Raw genomic sequence first — 15,066 nt, forward strand, 5'->3', positions numbered from 1 at the left:
AGGGCTGCTCAGCTGACGCGGGCTTCTCAGCTGACGAGGAAGGGAACCTTTGTGAGCTCTTCGGAGACCTGCCAGACGCGCCGGGCTTCCCCGGTGCCGCGAAGGCGCGGGTAGAGCTTCTGCTCCGCGGGAGGGCCGCCCATGTGCCCGGGTCCGCGCGGCCCGTAGAACCCGCCGCGTTCGGCGTCGGGTGAGGTGGCGGCGTACAGGGCGGGGAGTTGCGCGGTGTGCACCGTCCCGACGACGATGCCGCGGGCAGAGAGAGCCCGGATCAGGCGCACGCCCATGGTGTCCTTGGCGCGGCCGACCTCGGGGCGTGCGGCGAGCAGGTTCGTCGGAGCGACCCCGGGGTGCGCGACATTGCTCGTGATGCCCCAGCCATCGGCTTGGCTGCGCCGGTCGAGTTCGAGGCCGAAGAGTCCCAACGCGATCTTCGACTGGCTGTAGGCCTTCATGCCGTCGTAGGAGCGTTCCCAGTTCAAGTCGTCCCAGTTGATGGCGTTCTGCTTCGCCGCGACGCTGACCTGCGAGGTCACGCGCGCGTGGCCGGCGCGCAGCAGCGGCAGCAGGTGGGCCACCAGAGCGAAGTGCCCGAGGTGGTTGGTGCCGAACTGGAGCTCGAACCCGTCCGCGGTCGTCTGCCGGTCGGGCGGAGTCATGACGCCGGCGTTGTTGACAAGGATGTGGATCGGCCGGCCCTCATCCCCCAGGGTCTTCCCGAGAGCTGCCACGGAGGCGAGGGAGGACAGGTCGAGTTCGCGGAGCGTCACGTTCGCGTGCGGGACCGCCTGCCGGATGGCCGTGATCGCGGCCTCGCCCTTGCGTGGATTGCGTACGGGCAGCAGCACCTCGGCACCGGCCGCCGCGAGCCTCGTGGCCAGGCCGAGCCCGATGCCGTCGCTCGCTCCGGTGACGACGGCGCGCCTGCCGGTCAGGTCGGGAACGGTGATGTCGATGGTCTTGCGTGGCATGTGCCCACTCCTGGGGTTGTGTCGTTGCCTCCACCGTCGGGCAAGACGGCGGCGCTGTTCAGGGCCGGTCGATCCACTGATCGGGAAGTCCTGGCTCCGGCGCGAACCGCAGCCGTACGTCGTGAGCCGCGAGCCGCGAGCCGCGAACGGCCCGGGAAGCCAGCCGGCCGCGCCCTCGTCCTTTCGCAAGCGGGTACGTCACACAGCCTCGGGCGGCTCCGCAGGGGCGGCAACCCGCGAAGGGGGGATCGACGATCCGTGGATGCCGAGATGCGCGGGCGGTAGAAATGAGCAGGTACGGAGGCATGCACGGTGACGGAGGCGCGCACGGTGATCGATCGGACCGGCCTTGCGGAGTTCCTGCGGCGTCGCCGGGAGTCGCTGCAACCCGAGGATGTGGGCCTCCTGCGCGGACAGCGCAGGAGGACGAGAGGGCTGCGGCGGGAGGAAGTGGCCGCGCTGTGCCACATGTCGACCGACTACTACGCGCGCCTGGAGCGGGAACGCGGACCGCAGCCGTCCGAGCAGATGATCGCCTCCATCGCGCAGGGGCTCCATCTCTCCCTCGATGAACGCGACCACCTCTTCCGGCTCGCCGGACAGACCCCTCCCCCGCGGGGCGCGGACAGCGAACACATCAGCCCCGGCCTGCTGCGCATCCTGGACCGGCTGCACGACACCCCCGCGGAAATCGTCACCGAGCTCGGCGAGACGCTGCGGCAGACCCCGCTCGGCATCGCACTCACCGGCGACCTGACGCATTACAGCGGCCCGGCCCGCAGCCTCGGCTACCGATGGTTCACCGACCCCGCCGCGCGCCAGCTCTACGCCTCCGACGACCATGCGTTCCTCACCCGCATGTTCGTCTCGGGCCTGCGCGGGGTCGCCACGCTGCGGGGCCCCGGTTCCCGTGCGGCCCACTACGCCGACCTGCTCCTCGCCCAGAGCGAGGAGTTCCGTCAGGTGTGGGGCGACCACGAGATCGGCATCCGGCCGAACGAGGTCAAACACTTCGTCCACCCCGAGGTCGGCGCCTTGGAGCTGACCTGCCAGACGCTGCTCGACCCGAACCAGTCGCATCTCCTGCTCGTCTACACCGCCATCCCCGGCAGCGAGAGCCACGAAAAGCTGCAGCTGCTCTCCGTCATCGGAGCGCAGGCGCTGCGCTGAGCTGCTGAGCGAGCAGACCACTTGCCATTCCTAGGGGTCCTAGGTTTAACCTAGGACCCCTAGGAACAAGGTGGAGGGCACATGGTGCGGGCAGGGCTGACGGCGGAGCGGGTGACCGTCGCGGGCGCCGAACTGGCGGACGAGGCGGGGCTTGACCAGGTGACCATGTCGCAGGTGGCCCGGCGGCTCGGTGTGAAGGACGCGAGCCTCTACACGCACGTGCGCGGCCTGGAGGATCTGCGCGGGCGGATCGCGTTGCTGGCGGCGGACGAGAAGACCATCCGCATCGCGGAGGCGACCGCCGGCCGGTCGGGCAAGGACGCGCTGGTCGCCTTCGCGAACGCCTGGCGGGAGTACGCACACCAGCACCCCGGCCGCTACATGGCGACCCAGACCCAGATCCAGATCGACCCCGAGCTCGCCGCGCAGGCGCCGGGCCCTCGGCGCGCGGTCGAGTTGACCTACGGCATGCTGCACGGCTACGGACTGGCCGAGCCTGACCTGACCGACGCGGTCCGGTTGCTGCGCAGCACCTTCCACGGGTTCGTCGCCCTGGAGGCCGCGGGCGGGTTCGCCAACCGGCGTTCGCCGCAGCATTCCTGGGCTCGCGCCCTCGACGCCCTGCACACCCTCCTGGAGAGCTGGCCCCGTCCCGAGAAGGAGACCCTCCATGACTGACCCGACCATCGGCAGCCTGCGCGTGAACGGCGCAACTCTGCACTACGAAGTGCGCGGCCAGGGCCCGCTCTTGCTGCTGATCCCCGGAGGATCGGGCGGGGCGGCCTCCTTCGACGAGCTCGCCGACGACCTGGCCGTCGAATACACAGTGGCCACCTACGATCCGCGCGGCATGTCCCGCAGCACGCTGGACGACCCCGAGGCCGAGCAGAACGTGGCCGAACACGCCGACGACGCCTTCCGACTGCTGGAACTGCTGTCACCCGGCGAGCCCGCCCGGGTGTTCGGCTCCAGTTCGGGCGCCATCGCGGCCCTGCATCTGCTCACCACCCGCTCTGAGCGCGTCCAGCGCGTCGTGGCACACGAGCCGCCGGCGGTGGCGGTCCTGCCGGATGCCTCCACTCATCTCGCCCTCATAGCGCGCGTGCAGGAGGTGTTCCGCACGCAAGGACTCATGCCTGCGATGCAGGTGTTCGCGGCAGGGCTCAAGAAGGACAGCGACAGCGACGCCGGCAACAGCACCAGCACCAGCACCGTCGAGCCGAAGGCCGAGATCGAGCTTCCGCCCCAGGCGGCGGCGAGGGCAGAACAGACCATGGCCAACCTGCCGTACTTCGTCGGCCGCATCGTCCCCGCCTTCATGTCCTACACCCCGGACCTGCACCGGCTGGCGGAGCTGTCGGACCAGCTCGTGCTCGCCGCCGGACAGGACTCGCGAGGAGAACTGCCCTACCGTCCGGCCGCGTTGATGGCCGAGCGCTTCGGCACGGAACTCCTGCACTTCCCCGGCGGGCACACCGGCCTGACCACGCATCCGGCCCAGTTCGGCGAACTCCTTCGCAAGGCACTCCGCGACTGAAGCACGTGAGTGCAGGGCGCGTGCGTTACACCATTGCAAACCCGCAGATTGGTCGTGCACAGGTCATGAAACGCCAATCTCCCGGCACGCCGAACCTTCACCGGGAGCAGCTCAACGGCTTCCGCGTTCCGCGCCCGCCTACCCAAAGGGAAGAGTCAGTGCAGGGTTCAACGACCTGACGGAGGCAGGCCACGTACCATCAAGCGCGCTCGACGAGAAGCACGTCGATGCGACAACTCCGTTGGCTGCACAGGCTGTTCATCCGCACGCCCCGTCACCCTCAACCCGGCGGGGCTGCTCAGCGATTTCGTCTCGGCGGTGCGGTCGAGTGGTGCTGCGGCGCCGCCACCGTCTCTCGTCCCCCCGCACGCAGGACAGGACCGAACCTGTTCGCGACACGGGCGACAGCCGCGAAACCGCCCTGCGCCACTTAGCATTGGCGATACGCTGTGCGCACAGCGAGCACGGGAGGACGGTGCATGCGGGTGGACCCCCAACCCGTGTCCGGCAAGAGCGACAGCCCGCAAATGCGCCTGACCTCACTCGCGGTCCTCTGCGCCGTGTTCGCGCTCGGCATCCTCGACTTCGCCTACCACAGCGCTCACCGGGGAATCATGGTCGGCCTCGCCGCCGTCCCGGCGTTCGGGCTCTTGCTGCCCGGCCCGCGTCATCGGGCCCTCGCCCCCGGCGTGCTCGCTTTCGCCACGGCGCTCTTCGTCAGCACCGACGAGTGGCGCAGTCGCCCCTTGGTGGTCTTGTTCACCCTCGTCGACATCGTGCTGGTCACGTGGGTCATCTGGTATCTCGGGCGCTCACGCACGACTGCCGCCCCGCTCAGAGCCGTAGAGGGCTCACCATCCGGGCGCCCGGACCAAGAGGTGGCCGGAGCCTGGCAGCTCGCACAGGTGCGGGGAGAGTTCCGCAGGGTGCCGGGTTCCGCCCCACACGGAAACAGCACCCTCCTTGACGACGTGAAGGCCACCCCCTTCGGGGTCCGCCTGCTCCTCGCCGACGTCGCCGACGAGTCGGGGGCCGCCTCAGGAGCAGCCAGTGACCTGCGCTATCGCTGGCAACGGCTCGCCGAGGCCGAGGGCAGCCTCGCCGAGATCGCCCGCAGGCTCGACGTGGGGCTCAGCCAGCACAGCACAGTGCGCGCCAAGCTCGTACTCATGAGCCTTCCGTCCGACGGCTCCGAGGCCGACATCGTCTGCTGCGGACACCAACCGCCGTACGTCCTGACCGAGGGCTCGATCAGCCCCGTACAGATCCTCACGCCCGTGCCGCCCCTGGGGCGCTTCGCACTGAGCAGCAAGAGCATCCCCGTATACGTGACCAAGGTGGCCCTCTCACCCCACCGTCGGCTCCTCGTGGCGACAGGTGAGGCGGCGGAAACGTCGACCACGGACTCAGCCGCGACTTCGCCCTCGCTCACCGATAAGGCCCTCGCACTCGACGGCAGCGAACCCAGCAGGCTGCTGGACGGCCTGGTGGCCGAGCTGCGTGCGCACGCCGGGGATTCCTCCCCGGGGGAGGCCACGCTGATGCTGGTGGAGCCCGCCACCCCCGCCCCCTTCGAAACCGCGGACACGAACCAGGGCAGCAGCACGGCGGCATAAGCAACCCCGGGGGGCGGACTGCCGAAACAGCGCCTGGCCGGTCAGTCCTCGTCGGGCGGCGGCTGGTCGACTCGGCCGCCCTTGTGCGGCGTCGGGATGTGGTCGTCAGCGCCACTGGGCAGGGAGTCGACACACGCCGATGAGCAGGCGTTGACCAGCATGGGCAGTACGTCGGTGGCCACCCGCAGCGAGAGCCACCTCTGGTCGATCTCGCCCGCTCTGATCGGGCCGTCGCAGACGCTGCAACGGTGAATGGCCGTGGCACCCCGGCGTCGGGGGTCCAGGGCTGCCGGGTCGAGGTCCGTGACCGAACGCTCGGCCGCCCGCAACCGCGGGAACGGCGGCCGGAACCTGGAATTGCCGAACAACGCGCGCGTGCTCACCGTGCTGCGGGTCAGCCTGGTGCACCGGGTGAGTTCGTAGGGGAACCAATGCAGCCGGCGCGAGGTATAGGGCGTGAACTCCTCCAAGTTGGTCATGGCCCCGATCTCGGGCGGGATCCGGACCAGGTTGCTGCGGTAGAGCACGAGATGCCTGACTGCTGTCAGCCGGGCGATGCGCGAAGGCAGGGTGACGATCTGCCGCCGCTCTTCCGGGCTCAACTCCTCCAGAGGGCGGAACTCCTCGCGCCCGTCGGCGGCGGCCTCGTCGATCATCTCCAGCAGACGAAGCCAGCCCGGCGCGGAGGTGTCCTGGCGCTCGGCGTGAAACCCGACCCGGGCGCGCGGAGCCGGCCCGTACTGGTCGAAGCACGCGCAGGCGTCCTGGCGCCCTCCAGGCTTCCCCGGGCCCGGGGTTGACGAGTCACCCCAGCGGTTCACAAAGGTCTGCGGCTCTCTGTCGCTTGCCATGGCGCAACGATACGAGGGCCGGCTCGATTCGCCTGACTGGTTGTTCGGGACCGCCGCCGACCGGACGGGGCTCACCCAGCGGCGTATCCGTACATCGCCGACTCCCCCAACTCCTCCTCGATCCGGATCAGTTGGTTGTACTTGGCCGTGCGGTCCGACCGAGAGAGCGATCCCGTCTTGATCTGTCCGCACCCCGTGGCCACGGCCAGGTCCGCGATGGTCGTGTCCTCCGTCTCGCCGGAGCGGTGCGAAATGACCACCGCCCAGCCGGCGCGCCGCGCGGTATTCACCGTCCCGAGTGCCTCGGTCAGCGTCCCGATCTGGTTGACCTTGATCAGGACCGCGTTGCCCACTCCCGTACGTATGCCGTCCCGTACGAGCGCCTCGTTGGTGCAGAAGACGTCGTCCCCGGTCAGCTGACACCTCGCCCCGACCCGCTCCGTCAGCTCGCGCCATCCGTCGTGGTCGTCCTCGGCCATCGGGTCCTCCACCGAGACGATCGGGTACGCGTCGATCAGTTTGGCGAAGTAGTCGACCTGCTCGGCGGGTGTACGCCGCACCCCCTCCCCCGTGTACTCGTACACGCCGCCCCGGTAGAACTCCGACGACGCCGGGTCCATGACAAGGCCGATGTCCGGGCCGGGCCGATACCCGGTCCGCTCGATCGCGGCCATGACGAAGTCCAGTGCCTCCTCGGCCGTGCGCAGCGCAGGCGCGAAGCCGCCCTCGTCGCCGACGGCGGTGGAGTGGCCCGCGGCCAGCAGGTCGCGGCGGAGCGTGTGGAACACCTCGGAGCCCATCCGGACGGCCTCGGCGAAGGTCCCCGCACCCACCGGTGCGATCATGAACTCCTGGAAGTCCAGCGGATTGTCGGCGTGGGCGCCGCCGTTGACGATGTTCATCATCGGCACCGGCAGTACGCGGGCGTCGGCCCCGCCGAGGTAGCGGTACAGCGGCTGCCGGTGCGAGAGGGCGGCGGCCTTCGCCGTGGCCAGGGATACCCCGAGCAGGGCGTTGGCGCCGAGCCGCGCCTTGGTGGGCGTGCCGTCGAGGGCGACGAGCGCGGCGTCGAGGCCGGCCTGGTCGTCGGCATCGCGCCCGGTGACGGCATCCGCTATCTCGCCGTTCACATGGGCCACGGCCCGGTCGACACCCTTGCCGTGCCACCGCTGCTGGTCGCCGTCGCGCAGCTCCACCGCTTCCCGCGCACCGGTCGAGGCGCCGGAGGGGACTGCGGCACGGCCCAGCGATCCGTCGGCGAGGACGACGTCGACCTCGACGGTGGGGTTGCCGCGACTGTCGAGGACGGTGCGGGCGGTGACGCCGCGGACACTGGTCGACTCAACTGTAGCTGCGGGCATGGGAGTTCCTTCCCGTTGTCGCCTGCCGGGCCGCGGCTGCGACGACGCTGGCGCTCGGCCCGACGAGACAGAACAATACAGCATTGCTGTTCAGTTCGGCTGTTTAGTCATGCTGTTCAGTTCTGCTGCATGACGGCGGTTCCGGGTTAAAGTGCCCTATGCCCACCCCGCAAGCCGCCACCGTCGCCGCCGAACTGCGCACCGCGATGGGCAAGCTCACCCGGCGCGTGAAGCACGAGGACCGGATCCCGCACGGGCAGGTCGCCGTACTCGGCGTCCTGGACCGCGACGGCGCCATGACCACCAGCGACCTCGCGACCGACCAGCGCGTACGCCCGCAGTCGATGGCCCGCGCGGTCGGCCTCCTCCTCGAGCAGGGCCTGCTCACCCGCATGCCCCACCCCACGGACGGCCGCAAGACCCTGCTCGACTTGTCCGAAGCGGGCCGGGCCGCGCTGGAAGCCGAACGCGGCCGCAGGGCCGGATGGCTGGCCCTGGCCATCGAGGCGGAACTCACGGACGAAGAGCGAGAGTTGCTCGCGCGCAGCACGGCCCTGATGGAGCGACTGGCCGCCCGCCGGGGACTCTCCGAGCACCCATAAGGACCGTTGCCCGGCCGCCCTCAGCCTGGGACTCGTCGGGCGATCCCTGGTGACGCCGTCCGCAAAATGGGGCCGCCACCCCTGAGGCCGACGCACCAGCGGCCACAGGAGCACTCACGCCCAACACGTCGGCCCTCCGGCGTCCGCAGCTCACACGCCACTCGCCGCCGTCAACCTCCGCTGACGCGTGTTGACTTCCGCTCCTAGTGCAGATTCACTAGAGCGCAACTGGTGCCCTCGCACTATGAGGCTATGAGGTAGTGATGCCGCAGCTGACAGCAGGAGCTCCCTCCGCGGGCAGGGACCGCGGGATCGCGCTGCGCCGGTACGCGTCGCACGTGAGCACTGAGAGGCGCGAGGCCCTGTGACCTTCTATCCGTTCACGTCGCACGCCGTCGTCCACTCCGGCCACGCCCGAGTGACGCTCGCCGGTGAACTCGACTTCGACACCGCACCCTGCGCCCTCGAGGCGGTCGCCGCCTGTCTGGCCAAGCAGCCGACGAGCCTGTGCCTCGATCTGGCCGGCATCTCCTTCTGCGACTGCGCCGGCCTGAACTCCTTGTTGACGGCGCGGATTTCCGTTCTTCGCGGTGGCGTGGATCTTTACGTCGAAGGGGTCGGGCCGCAGTTGGCGCGGCTCCTCGCGTTGATCGGGGCCGACGGCATCTTCACCGAGGGCAACACCTTTACGGACACGGAGGCGGAAACCGATCTCTACGCTGCGGACACGGCCGCAACCCACCGCGGTAGCGCTGTGGCCACCGACGAGTCGCCGCTTCGGGACCTTCTGGCATGATCGTGCAGTCCGCCACCTGCAAGGATGCACTAATGCCTTCGTCTCCCCCGCACAGCCGACCGATCAGAATCCTGTTGGTGGAGGATCACGACATGGTGGCCGAGGCCATCCGCCTCGCCCTGGAGCGGTCGCCCGATCTGCAGATCGTGGGCCACGCGGCGTCGGTGGCGTCAGCGCTGGCCGATGCCGGGCGATGTGAACCTGACGTCGTTTTGATGGACCGACGACTGCCGGACGGCGACGGGGTCACCGCCATCGCCGATCTGCTGGCACTCCGGCCCGATGCACGGGTACTGGTCCTGGCGGGCGAAGGCAGCGCATCGGTGGCCGCGCGCGTCGCGGAGACGGGCGGGGCCGGCCTGATCCTGAAGGCCCGTGGACTGAGCGAACTGGAGGATGCCGTTCGCCGGGTGGCGGCGGGGGAGGTGGTGTTCAGCCAGGAGCTGCTGGGCGACGTACTGGGACGGCTGGCGGGCAGAACGCCGAGCCTCGGCGCGAACCTGACTCCTCGGGAGCGGGAGGCTCTGCAGCTCCTGGGGCAAGGCCGCAGCACCACCGAGATCAGCGATCAGCTGGGAGTCGCGCTCAACACCGGGCGCAACCACGTCCAGCGGGTGCTGGAGAAGCTGGGAGCGCGTTCCCAGCTGGAAGCCGTGACGATCGCGCGACGTGAAGGGCTTCTCACTTGATGCAGGAGCCGCGACAGCACAAGCGCGCGCGCAAACAGGCGGCCCCGATGTCGGAAGCCGCGTTCACCCTGCTGGTTCAAGGCGTGCTGGACTACGGCATCTTCATGCTCGACCCCCAGGGCCACATCATCAGCTGGAACGCGGGAGCGGAACGGATCAAGGGATACCGAGCCGAAGACGTCGTCGGACAGCACTTCTCCGTCTTCTATCCGCCCGAGGACCAGGCCTCCGGCAAGCCCCAATGGGAGCTGGAGACCGCCGTGGCCGACGGCAGGCTGGAGGACGAGGGGTGGCGCGTCCGCAAGGACGGCTCCCGTTTCTGGGCGAACGTCGTCATCACCGCCCTGTGGGACGAGAAGGGCGTACTACGGGGATTCGGCAAGGTCACCCGTGACATGTCGGAGCGGCGGGCGGCGCAGCACGCCCTCAGCGAGCGTCGACGCTTGTTCGATCACCTGGTCCAGGCGCAGGAAACGGAACGACGCCGCATCGCGTGGGATGTCCACGACGACTCCATCCAGGCCATGGTCGCCGTCGCGATGCGGCTGGAGCTCCTTGCGGACCGGGTGCCGGAGTCGTACGCCGCGGAACTGCAGCGCCTGGACGTATCGGTGCGCGAGGCGATCAGCCGCCTGCGCAGTCTGACCTTCCGGCTGCATCCGCCCGGGATCGACAGACATGGCCTGGTCGACGGCCTTTCCAGCCACTTGGCCGATGTCGTGGGCGATTCCTGGGGCATGCCCTACTCCTTCGAGCACCAGCTGGATCGTGAACCCTCACCCGAGACTGGCATCACCATCTTCCGTATCGTCCAAGAGGCATTGCTGAATGTGCACAAGCACGCGCGTGGGAGCAGGGTCGACGTGCGTGTCGCGTCCGCCGACGGGGGCATCGTGACGCGCGTCGCGGACGACGGGACCGGCGCACCTATTTCCCGGGACAGCGCCCGTGATCACTTCGGAGTCATCGAAATGCGGGAAAGAGCCGAAACGGCCGGCGGCTGGTGGTCCATGCACAGCCGTCCCGGCACGGGCACGACCGTCGAGTTCTGGCTGCCGAACCCCCTTCCGATTCCGCCGTCACCTGCGGCAGCACCGGACGAGGCGCCGTGACCGCGGCGACTCCCGCGGACGGCCGCCCCCGTTCACCTCTCAGCGTCATACTCTGCGACGACAACGCACTGCTCCTCGACACCCTGAGCGAGGTCGTGCGGGCACAGTCCGACATGGAGGTCGTGGGCACCGCGCGGGACAGCGAGCAGGCGCTGCAACTCGCCTCCCACCGCCGACCGGACCTCGTCGTCCTGGATTTCCGCTTCCCCGGCGGTGGCCACGTCGTCGCCCAAGGCATCGCCCAGTGTTCACCGGCCAGCCGCATCGTGGCGTTCTCCGCCTATGACGACAAGGGCTCCATCGAGCTGATGAAGAACGCGGGCGTCGTTGCCTACGTACTGAAAGGTGCCAGCAACAGGGAACTCCTCACAGCTTTGCGCCAGGCGGCAGCAGTACGCTGAGCCCAGGCCCTCCGCCGGGGCGGATTAAGCGCAGTTATGGGGGTAGTCGGGCCGCATGAGGCCGGGCTGATCGAGGAGCAAGGCGGACTGCATGGATCGAACAGCGGGCGATGACAGCCAGCCGTCGGCAACCAACGGGGCGGTGTCGGTCTCCCAGCTGTTCGAGGGCAGCGAGGGGATCGCGCACGCGCGGCATCTGGCCCGTGACTTCTTGGCAGACCTACGCTCCGTTCACGGGCTCCCCGTGTCCAGTCAGACCACGGGGTTGGTGGAGCTGGTGGTCAGCGAGCTGGTGACCAACGCCCGCAAGTACGCGCCAGGGCCCTGTCTGCTCGCCCTCACGGTGCAGGGAGCCGACATCAAGGTCACCGTACGGGACAGCAACTCCGCACTGCCCGCGGTCTCGGCGCCGGATCCGAACCGCCTGGGACAGCACGGCCTGGAGGTCGTGCAGGCCGTGTGCCGCAAACTCCAGGTGGACCGGGAACCGTCGGGCAAGCGCATCACCGCGGTTCTCGGCCTGGCCGACGATGCGGACGGAAGGCCGGCCGACCGCATCGTGTGAAGTGATCCCCCGCGCTCGGCGAGCAGCGCGTCACCTCACGGGCGTCAATTCGGGCAGGGTGAGAGCCGCGTGCGCCCGTCGGCCCTGGTTCGCGGGCATGGTGCTGAGGTTGCGCAGCATGTTGTTGCGTTGGGTGAGGGCGCGGGTCGTGGTGGGGAAGAGGGTGGCCTCCCCCTTGCTGATCTGTCCCTGGTTCACGGTCACGAACGCGCGGGTGCTGTGTTCGTAGGCGGCGAATCCCGCGGTGGGGTCCCGGTCGGCCAGGGAGGCGGCGAGCATGTACGCACCGACGAGCGCGAGGCTGGTGCCTTGTCCGGTGAGGAACGAGGGTGCGTACGCGGCGTCGCCCAGCAGTGCGACCCGGCCGCTGGACCAGCGTGGCATGCGGATCTGGCTGACCACGTCGCAGTACAGGTCGTCCGCGTCGTGCAGGGCGGCGATCATTCCCGGCACCTCCCACCCCGCCTCGGCGAAAGCCGAGGCCACCAGCTCTCGTTGGGCTTCTGGACTGCGGAACGCGTCGAAGGGCGGTTCCGGTCGGGCGAAGTTCAAGAAGGCGTGCACTGCGGCCGTGTTCTCCACGGCGTAGAGAGCGGCTGCTCTGCCCGGGGTGTTCCACATCATGACCTCGTGGGAGAGGTCGAAGGTGTTGCGCATGGTGAACACGGCGAAGCAGTACCCGAGGTATCGGTGGAACTGTTCTTCGGGCCCGAACAGCAGCTTCCGGGTACGTGAGTGCAGGCCGTCCGCGCCGAACACCATGTCGAACGTACGCCTGCCGCCCCCGCGGAAGGTGACGTCGACCCCGTGGCCGGACTGGTCGAGGGTGTCGATGGAGTCGTCGAACAGAAACTCCACGTCGTCGCGGACCGCCGCGTACAGAGCGTCGGTCAGGTCCCCGCGCCGCACCTCGATGTCCTCGCCCGCGACGCTGCCGGCGACGGTGTGCGGGTTGATCGCGGCCACCTTGCCGCCGTCCGCGTCGAGGAAGGTGATCCGGCGCGTGTCGATGTGCGCGTCCCGTAGCTGGGGCAGGATGCCCATCCTGCGGACGACCTCCAGGGCGGTGCCGCGTATGTCGATGGGGTAGCCGCCGCTACGCGGCGTGGACGCCTGCTCCACCACCGTGACCGCGTATCCGTGCCGGGTCAGCCAGAACGCGAGGGCGGGGCCCGCGATGCTGGCCCCCGATATCAGGACCTTGCGCCTGGGCGCGGTACGGCTGTCCGTGAACTGATCGGTGCGGGTCATCGCTTGACTCCTTTGTTCATGGCGCGGACAGCGAGCAGGGACAGTGCCGTGACGGTGCCGGCGACGACGAAGCCGGTGGCGAAGGCCGATTCGGCCGGGTCGTCCGCTCCGGGGCGGGTCCCGGCCGTGAGGATGGCGCCGGAGATCTGGGCGCCTGCGGCGAAGCCGATCACCCGCGTCACCAGGACCAGGCTGGTGGCCGTTCCGGTGTTCTCGTGATCGACGGAGGTGGCGGTCTTGACGACCATCGCCGTGATGCAGACACCGCTGGCCAGAGCGATCAGGGCCTTGCCGACGACGAGCTGCCAGACCTCGGCGTGCAGGAACGCCAGGGAGAGCAGGGTGGCCGTCATGACGCCGATTCCGGCCGCGACCACGGTCCTTGAGCCGAAACGCCGCGCCGCGGCCCCGCCCAGCGGCCCGCTGATCGCCCCCGCGATGGCGCCGGGCAGCAGATACCGTCCGATGTCGGTCGAGCTGGCCCCGAAGCCGTACCCGTCGGCGGACACGTCGAACAGCTGCGGGACGAGATACATCGACACCGAGGTACCCACGCAGACGGCGAAGGTGACGACGTACGAGCTCCAGATCGCGGGCTTGGCCAGCAGGTGCAGATCGACCATGGGCGAGGGTGACCGGCGCTGAACGGCGACCCATCCGGTCACCAGGAGGGCCAGGAGCACGACGAGTGCGGCGAGCGCGAACGGCCGGCTGCCGACCTCGGGCGCCATCGAGAGCCCGAGCATGAGAGTCAGCAGAATGCCGCTCAGCAGGGCAAGGCCGGGCCAGTCGATCCTGGCGTCCGAGCGGGCCGGCGGATCATCCGGCATCAGCTTGTGGACGAACAGGGTCGCCACGACGATCGCCATCGTCGGTATCGCGAACATCCAGTGCCGGGACAGCCCTTCGGCGATGGGCCCGGCCATCAGTGTGCCCAGCATGCCTCCGCCCACGAACAGCCCGCTGACCACCCCGATGGCCACCTGGGACTCTCCCGACGGGAGGTGCTTGCGTACCAGGATGAACGAAAGAGGCATCGCGCCGACCATGGCGCCTTCCAGTACCTGACCGAACAACAGCACCGGCAGGTTCGGGGCCAGCGAGGACACCAGACCACCCGCCGCGACCACCGCCATCAGCCGGATCATGACGCGCTTTCCGCCGTAGCGGTCACCGAGGTTGCCCGCGACGGGCGTGACGAGCGCACCGGTGATGAGCATGGTGATGCCGAGAAGCGCCCCTTGCGCGCGGCTCATCGATAACTCGCGTTGCAGCAGCGGGAGCGTCGGTGTCACCACCGACTCCAGGGCCCCGGTGGCGGCTGCCAGCGCACCGAGAGCCGCGATCGCGGCTCTCCCGATACGGACTTGGGGCGCCAGGGTTGTGGTGGTCATGAACTTCCCTTCCCTCGTTGCCGGATGGGTTGCGGTCTCCCCTCGACCAAGAATTACACTACACGGTGTAGTAAAGTCGAGTTAAGATACGGCCATGCCAACCACGAAGACACTGCGCGAGGGATCCACGAAGAAGCGGGCCGCCATCCTCTCCGCGGCCCGGGACTTGTTCCTCGCCGACGGCTTCGACCGCACCAGCGTCGACGCGGTCGCCGCCCGGGCCGAGGTGTCCAAGCGGACGGTCTATGACTACTTCGGCGACAAGCAGACACTGCTGCAAGCAGTCGTCGACGGCATCGGCCAGTCACTGATCACCACGATCCGGCGCATCCTCGACGACACCCTCACCGACCCCTCCGACCTCACCGAGACCGCCGCTCTGGAGGACGTGCTGGTCACGTTCTCGATGCGCATCGCGACCGACATGCTCGGCTCAGCGGAGTACGCCACGCTGCAGAGGCTGGTCCGAACACAGTCCGGCCAACTGCCGGACGGCGGCGAGAACTCCATGGCCGACGCCCCCGACGAGGCACTCGCCGAGCGGTTCGCCGCCCTCGCCGAGGCCGGCCTGCTCGACGTCCCCGACGCCCGCCTCGCGGCCGACCAGTTCATCGCGCTGACCTTCAACGTCGCGCTCAACAGGTTCGGTTCGGCCAACGCCGCGGAGGACACACGGGTCCGGCCGCTGATCGTCGAGGGAGTACGGACCTTTCTGCGGGCCTACCAGGCCAAGTAGTCCCGCAGTGCGGC

At 69.2% G+C, this 15,066-nt stretch carries 16 protein-coding genes; 11 read left to right on the plus strand and 5 right to left on the minus strand.

What is annotated here, in order from left to right:
* Window positions 1-26 precede the first annotated feature (26 nt).
* Window positions 27-971, minus strand: coding sequence for an SDR family oxidoreductase (locus ACWD02_RS39120; protein WP_451220498.1), 945 nt, complete (start codon window positions 969-971; stop codon window positions 27-29).
* Window positions 972-1,301: 330 nt separating this feature from the next.
* Here ACWD02_RS39120 and ACWD02_RS39125 point away from each other — a divergent pair, with 330 nt between their 5' ends.
* From ACWD02_RS39125 to ACWD02_RS39140, 4 genes are all read left to right on the plus strand, one after another.
* Complete coding sequence (locus ACWD02_RS39125; protein ID WP_451220504.1) at window positions 1,302-2,141, plus strand: helix-turn-helix transcriptional regulator; 840 nt, start codon at window positions 1,302-1,304, stop codon at window positions 2,139-2,141.
* Window positions 2,142-2,222: 81 nt separating this feature from the next.
* On the plus strand, window positions 2,223-2,819 hold the full coding sequence (locus ACWD02_RS39130; protein ID WP_451220507.1) for a TetR/AcrR family transcriptional regulator: 597 nt from the start codon (window positions 2,223-2,225) through the stop codon (window positions 2,817-2,819).
* Entirely contained in the window at window positions 2,812-3,678 is an 867-nt protein-coding gene (locus ACWD02_RS39135) for an alpha/beta fold hydrolase (protein WP_451220510.1), read from the plus strand. The genes ACWD02_RS39130 and ACWD02_RS39135 overlap by 8 nt, the downstream gene beginning before the upstream one ends.
* 485 nt (window positions 3,679-4,163) lie before the next feature.
* A complete protein-coding gene (locus ACWD02_RS39140; RefSeq protein ID WP_451220512.1) occupies window positions 4,164-5,294 on the plus strand; it encodes a SpoIIE family protein phosphatase in 1,131 nt (376 codons plus the stop codon).
* 41 nt (window positions 5,295-5,335) lie between these two features.
* On the opposite strand, the gene ACWD02_RS39145 is transcribed toward ACWD02_RS39140, so the two are convergent.
* Both ACWD02_RS39145 and eno read right to left on the minus strand, forming a co-directional pair.
* Window positions 5,336-6,145, minus strand: coding sequence for a leucine-rich repeat domain-containing protein (locus ACWD02_RS39145; protein ID WP_451220515.1), 810 nt, complete (start codon window positions 6,143-6,145; stop codon window positions 5,336-5,338).
* 71 nt (window positions 6,146-6,216) lie between these two features.
* A complete protein-coding gene (gene eno / locus ACWD02_RS39150; RefSeq protein WP_451220517.1) occupies window positions 6,217-7,506 on the minus strand; it encodes a phosphopyruvate hydratase in 1,290 nt (429 codons plus the stop codon).
* 158 nt (window positions 7,507-7,664) lie between these two features.
* Here eno and ACWD02_RS39155 point away from each other — a divergent pair, with 158 nt between their 5' ends.
* The 6 genes from ACWD02_RS39155 to ACWD02_RS39180 all read left to right on the plus strand — a co-directional run bounded on the left by ACWD02_RS39155 (window position 7,665) and on the right by ACWD02_RS39180 (window position 11,671).
* On the plus strand, window positions 7,665-8,108 hold the full coding sequence (locus ACWD02_RS39155) for a MarR family winged helix-turn-helix transcriptional regulator (RefSeq protein WP_451220520.1): 444 nt from the start codon (window positions 7,665-7,667) through the stop codon (window positions 8,106-8,108).
* A gap of 364 nt (window positions 8,109-8,472) precedes the next feature.
* The gene (locus ACWD02_RS39160; protein ID WP_451220523.1) at window positions 8,473-8,904 is read left to right on the plus strand and encodes an STAS domain-containing protein; all 432 of its coding nucleotides are present in this window, start codon (window positions 8,473-8,475) and stop codon (window positions 8,902-8,904) included.
* A 77-nt stretch (window positions 8,905-8,981) separates the two neighbouring features.
* Entirely contained in the window at window positions 8,982-9,593 is a 612-nt protein-coding gene (locus ACWD02_RS39165) for a response regulator (protein ID WP_451220526.1), read from the plus strand.
* Window positions 9,593-10,705 carry a PAS domain-containing sensor histidine kinase gene (locus ACWD02_RS39170; protein WP_451220529.1) on the plus strand — a complete coding sequence of 371 codons (1,113 nt, stop codon included), beginning with the start codon at window positions 9,593-9,595 and terminating at the stop codon, window positions 10,703-10,705. Before ACWD02_RS39165 ends, ACWD02_RS39170 begins: the two co-directional genes overlap by 1 nt.
* Window positions 10,702-11,106 carry a response regulator gene (locus ACWD02_RS39175; RefSeq protein ID WP_451220532.1) on the plus strand — a complete coding sequence of 135 codons (405 nt, stop codon included), beginning with the start codon at window positions 10,702-10,704 and terminating at the stop codon, window positions 11,104-11,106. The genes ACWD02_RS39170 and ACWD02_RS39175 overlap by 4 nt, the downstream gene beginning before the upstream one ends.
* A 91-nt stretch (window positions 11,107-11,197) precedes the next feature.
* On the plus strand, window positions 11,198-11,671 hold the full coding sequence (locus ACWD02_RS39180) for an ATP-binding protein (protein ID WP_451220535.1): 474 nt from the start codon (window positions 11,198-11,200) through the stop codon (window positions 11,669-11,671).
* Between the two features lie 30 nt (window positions 11,672-11,701).
* Here ACWD02_RS39180 and ACWD02_RS39185 read toward each other — a convergent pair whose 3' ends face one another.
* Together ACWD02_RS39185 and ACWD02_RS39190 are read right to left on the minus strand one after the other, a co-directional pair.
* Complete coding sequence (locus tag ACWD02_RS39185) at window positions 11,702-12,922, minus strand: FAD-dependent monooxygenase (RefSeq protein WP_451220538.1); 1,221 nt, start codon at window positions 12,920-12,922, stop codon at window positions 11,702-11,704.
* Window positions 12,919-14,316 carry an MFS transporter gene (locus tag ACWD02_RS39190; RefSeq protein ID WP_451220541.1) on the minus strand — a complete coding sequence of 466 codons (1,398 nt, stop codon included), beginning with the start codon at window positions 14,314-14,316 and terminating at the stop codon, window positions 12,919-12,921. The genes ACWD02_RS39185 and ACWD02_RS39190 overlap by 4 nt, the downstream gene beginning before the upstream one ends.
* Before the next feature lie 94 nt (window positions 14,317-14,410).
* Here ACWD02_RS39190 and ACWD02_RS39195 point away from each other — a divergent pair, with 94 nt between their 5' ends.
* Complete coding sequence (locus tag ACWD02_RS39195) at window positions 14,411-15,052, plus strand: TetR/AcrR family transcriptional regulator (RefSeq protein WP_451220544.1); 642 nt, start codon at window positions 14,411-14,413, stop codon at window positions 15,050-15,052.
* Window positions 15,053-15,066: the final 14 nt, after the last annotated feature.

It is taken from the genome of Streptomyces sp. NPDC002853, assembly GCF_053591915.1.

What these genes read in the sequence shown, in the direction of transcription:
- ACWD02_RS39120 (WP_451220498.1), bottom strand. Translation starts at nt 971, where the DNA reads ATGCCACGCAAGACCATCGACATCACCGTTCCCGACCTGACCGGCAGG.
- ACWD02_RS39130 (WP_451220507.1), top strand. Translation starts at nt 2,223, where the DNA reads ATGGTGCGGGCAGGGCTGACGGCGGAGCGGGTGACCGTCGCGGGCGCC.
- ACWD02_RS39135 (WP_451220510.1), top strand. Translation starts at nt 2,812, where the DNA reads ATGACTGACCCGACCATCGGCAGCCTGCGCGTGAACGGCGCAACTCTG.
- ACWD02_RS39145 (WP_451220515.1), bottom strand. Translation starts at nt 6,145, where the DNA reads ATGGCAAGCGACAGAGAGCCGCAGACCTTTGTGAACCGCTGGGGTGAC.
- eno (WP_451220517.1), bottom strand. Translation starts at nt 7,506, where the DNA reads ATGCCCGCAGCTACAGTTGAGTCGACCAGTGTCCGCGGCGTCACCGCC.
- ACWD02_RS39155 (WP_451220520.1), top strand. Translation starts at nt 7,665, where the DNA reads ATGCCCACCCCGCAAGCCGCCACCGTCGCCGCCGAACTGCGCACCGCG.
- ACWD02_RS39170 (WP_451220529.1), top strand. Translation starts at nt 9,593, where the DNA reads ATGCAGGAGCCGCGACAGCACAAGCGCGCGCGCAAACAGGCGGCCCCG.
- ACWD02_RS39180 (WP_451220535.1), top strand. Translation starts at nt 11,198, where the DNA reads ATGGATCGAACAGCGGGCGATGACAGCCAGCCGTCGGCAACCAACGGG.
- ACWD02_RS39185 (WP_451220538.1), bottom strand. Translation starts at nt 12,922, where the DNA reads ATGACCCGCACCGATCAGTTCACGGACAGCCGTACCGCGCCCAGGCGC.
- ACWD02_RS39190 (WP_451220541.1), bottom strand. Translation starts at nt 14,316, where the DNA reads ATGACCACCACAACCCTGGCGCCCCAAGTCCGTATCGGGAGAGCCGCG.
- ACWD02_RS39195 (WP_451220544.1), top strand. Translation starts at nt 14,411, where the DNA reads ATGCCAACCACGAAGACACTGCGCGAGGGATCCACGAAGAAGCGGGCC.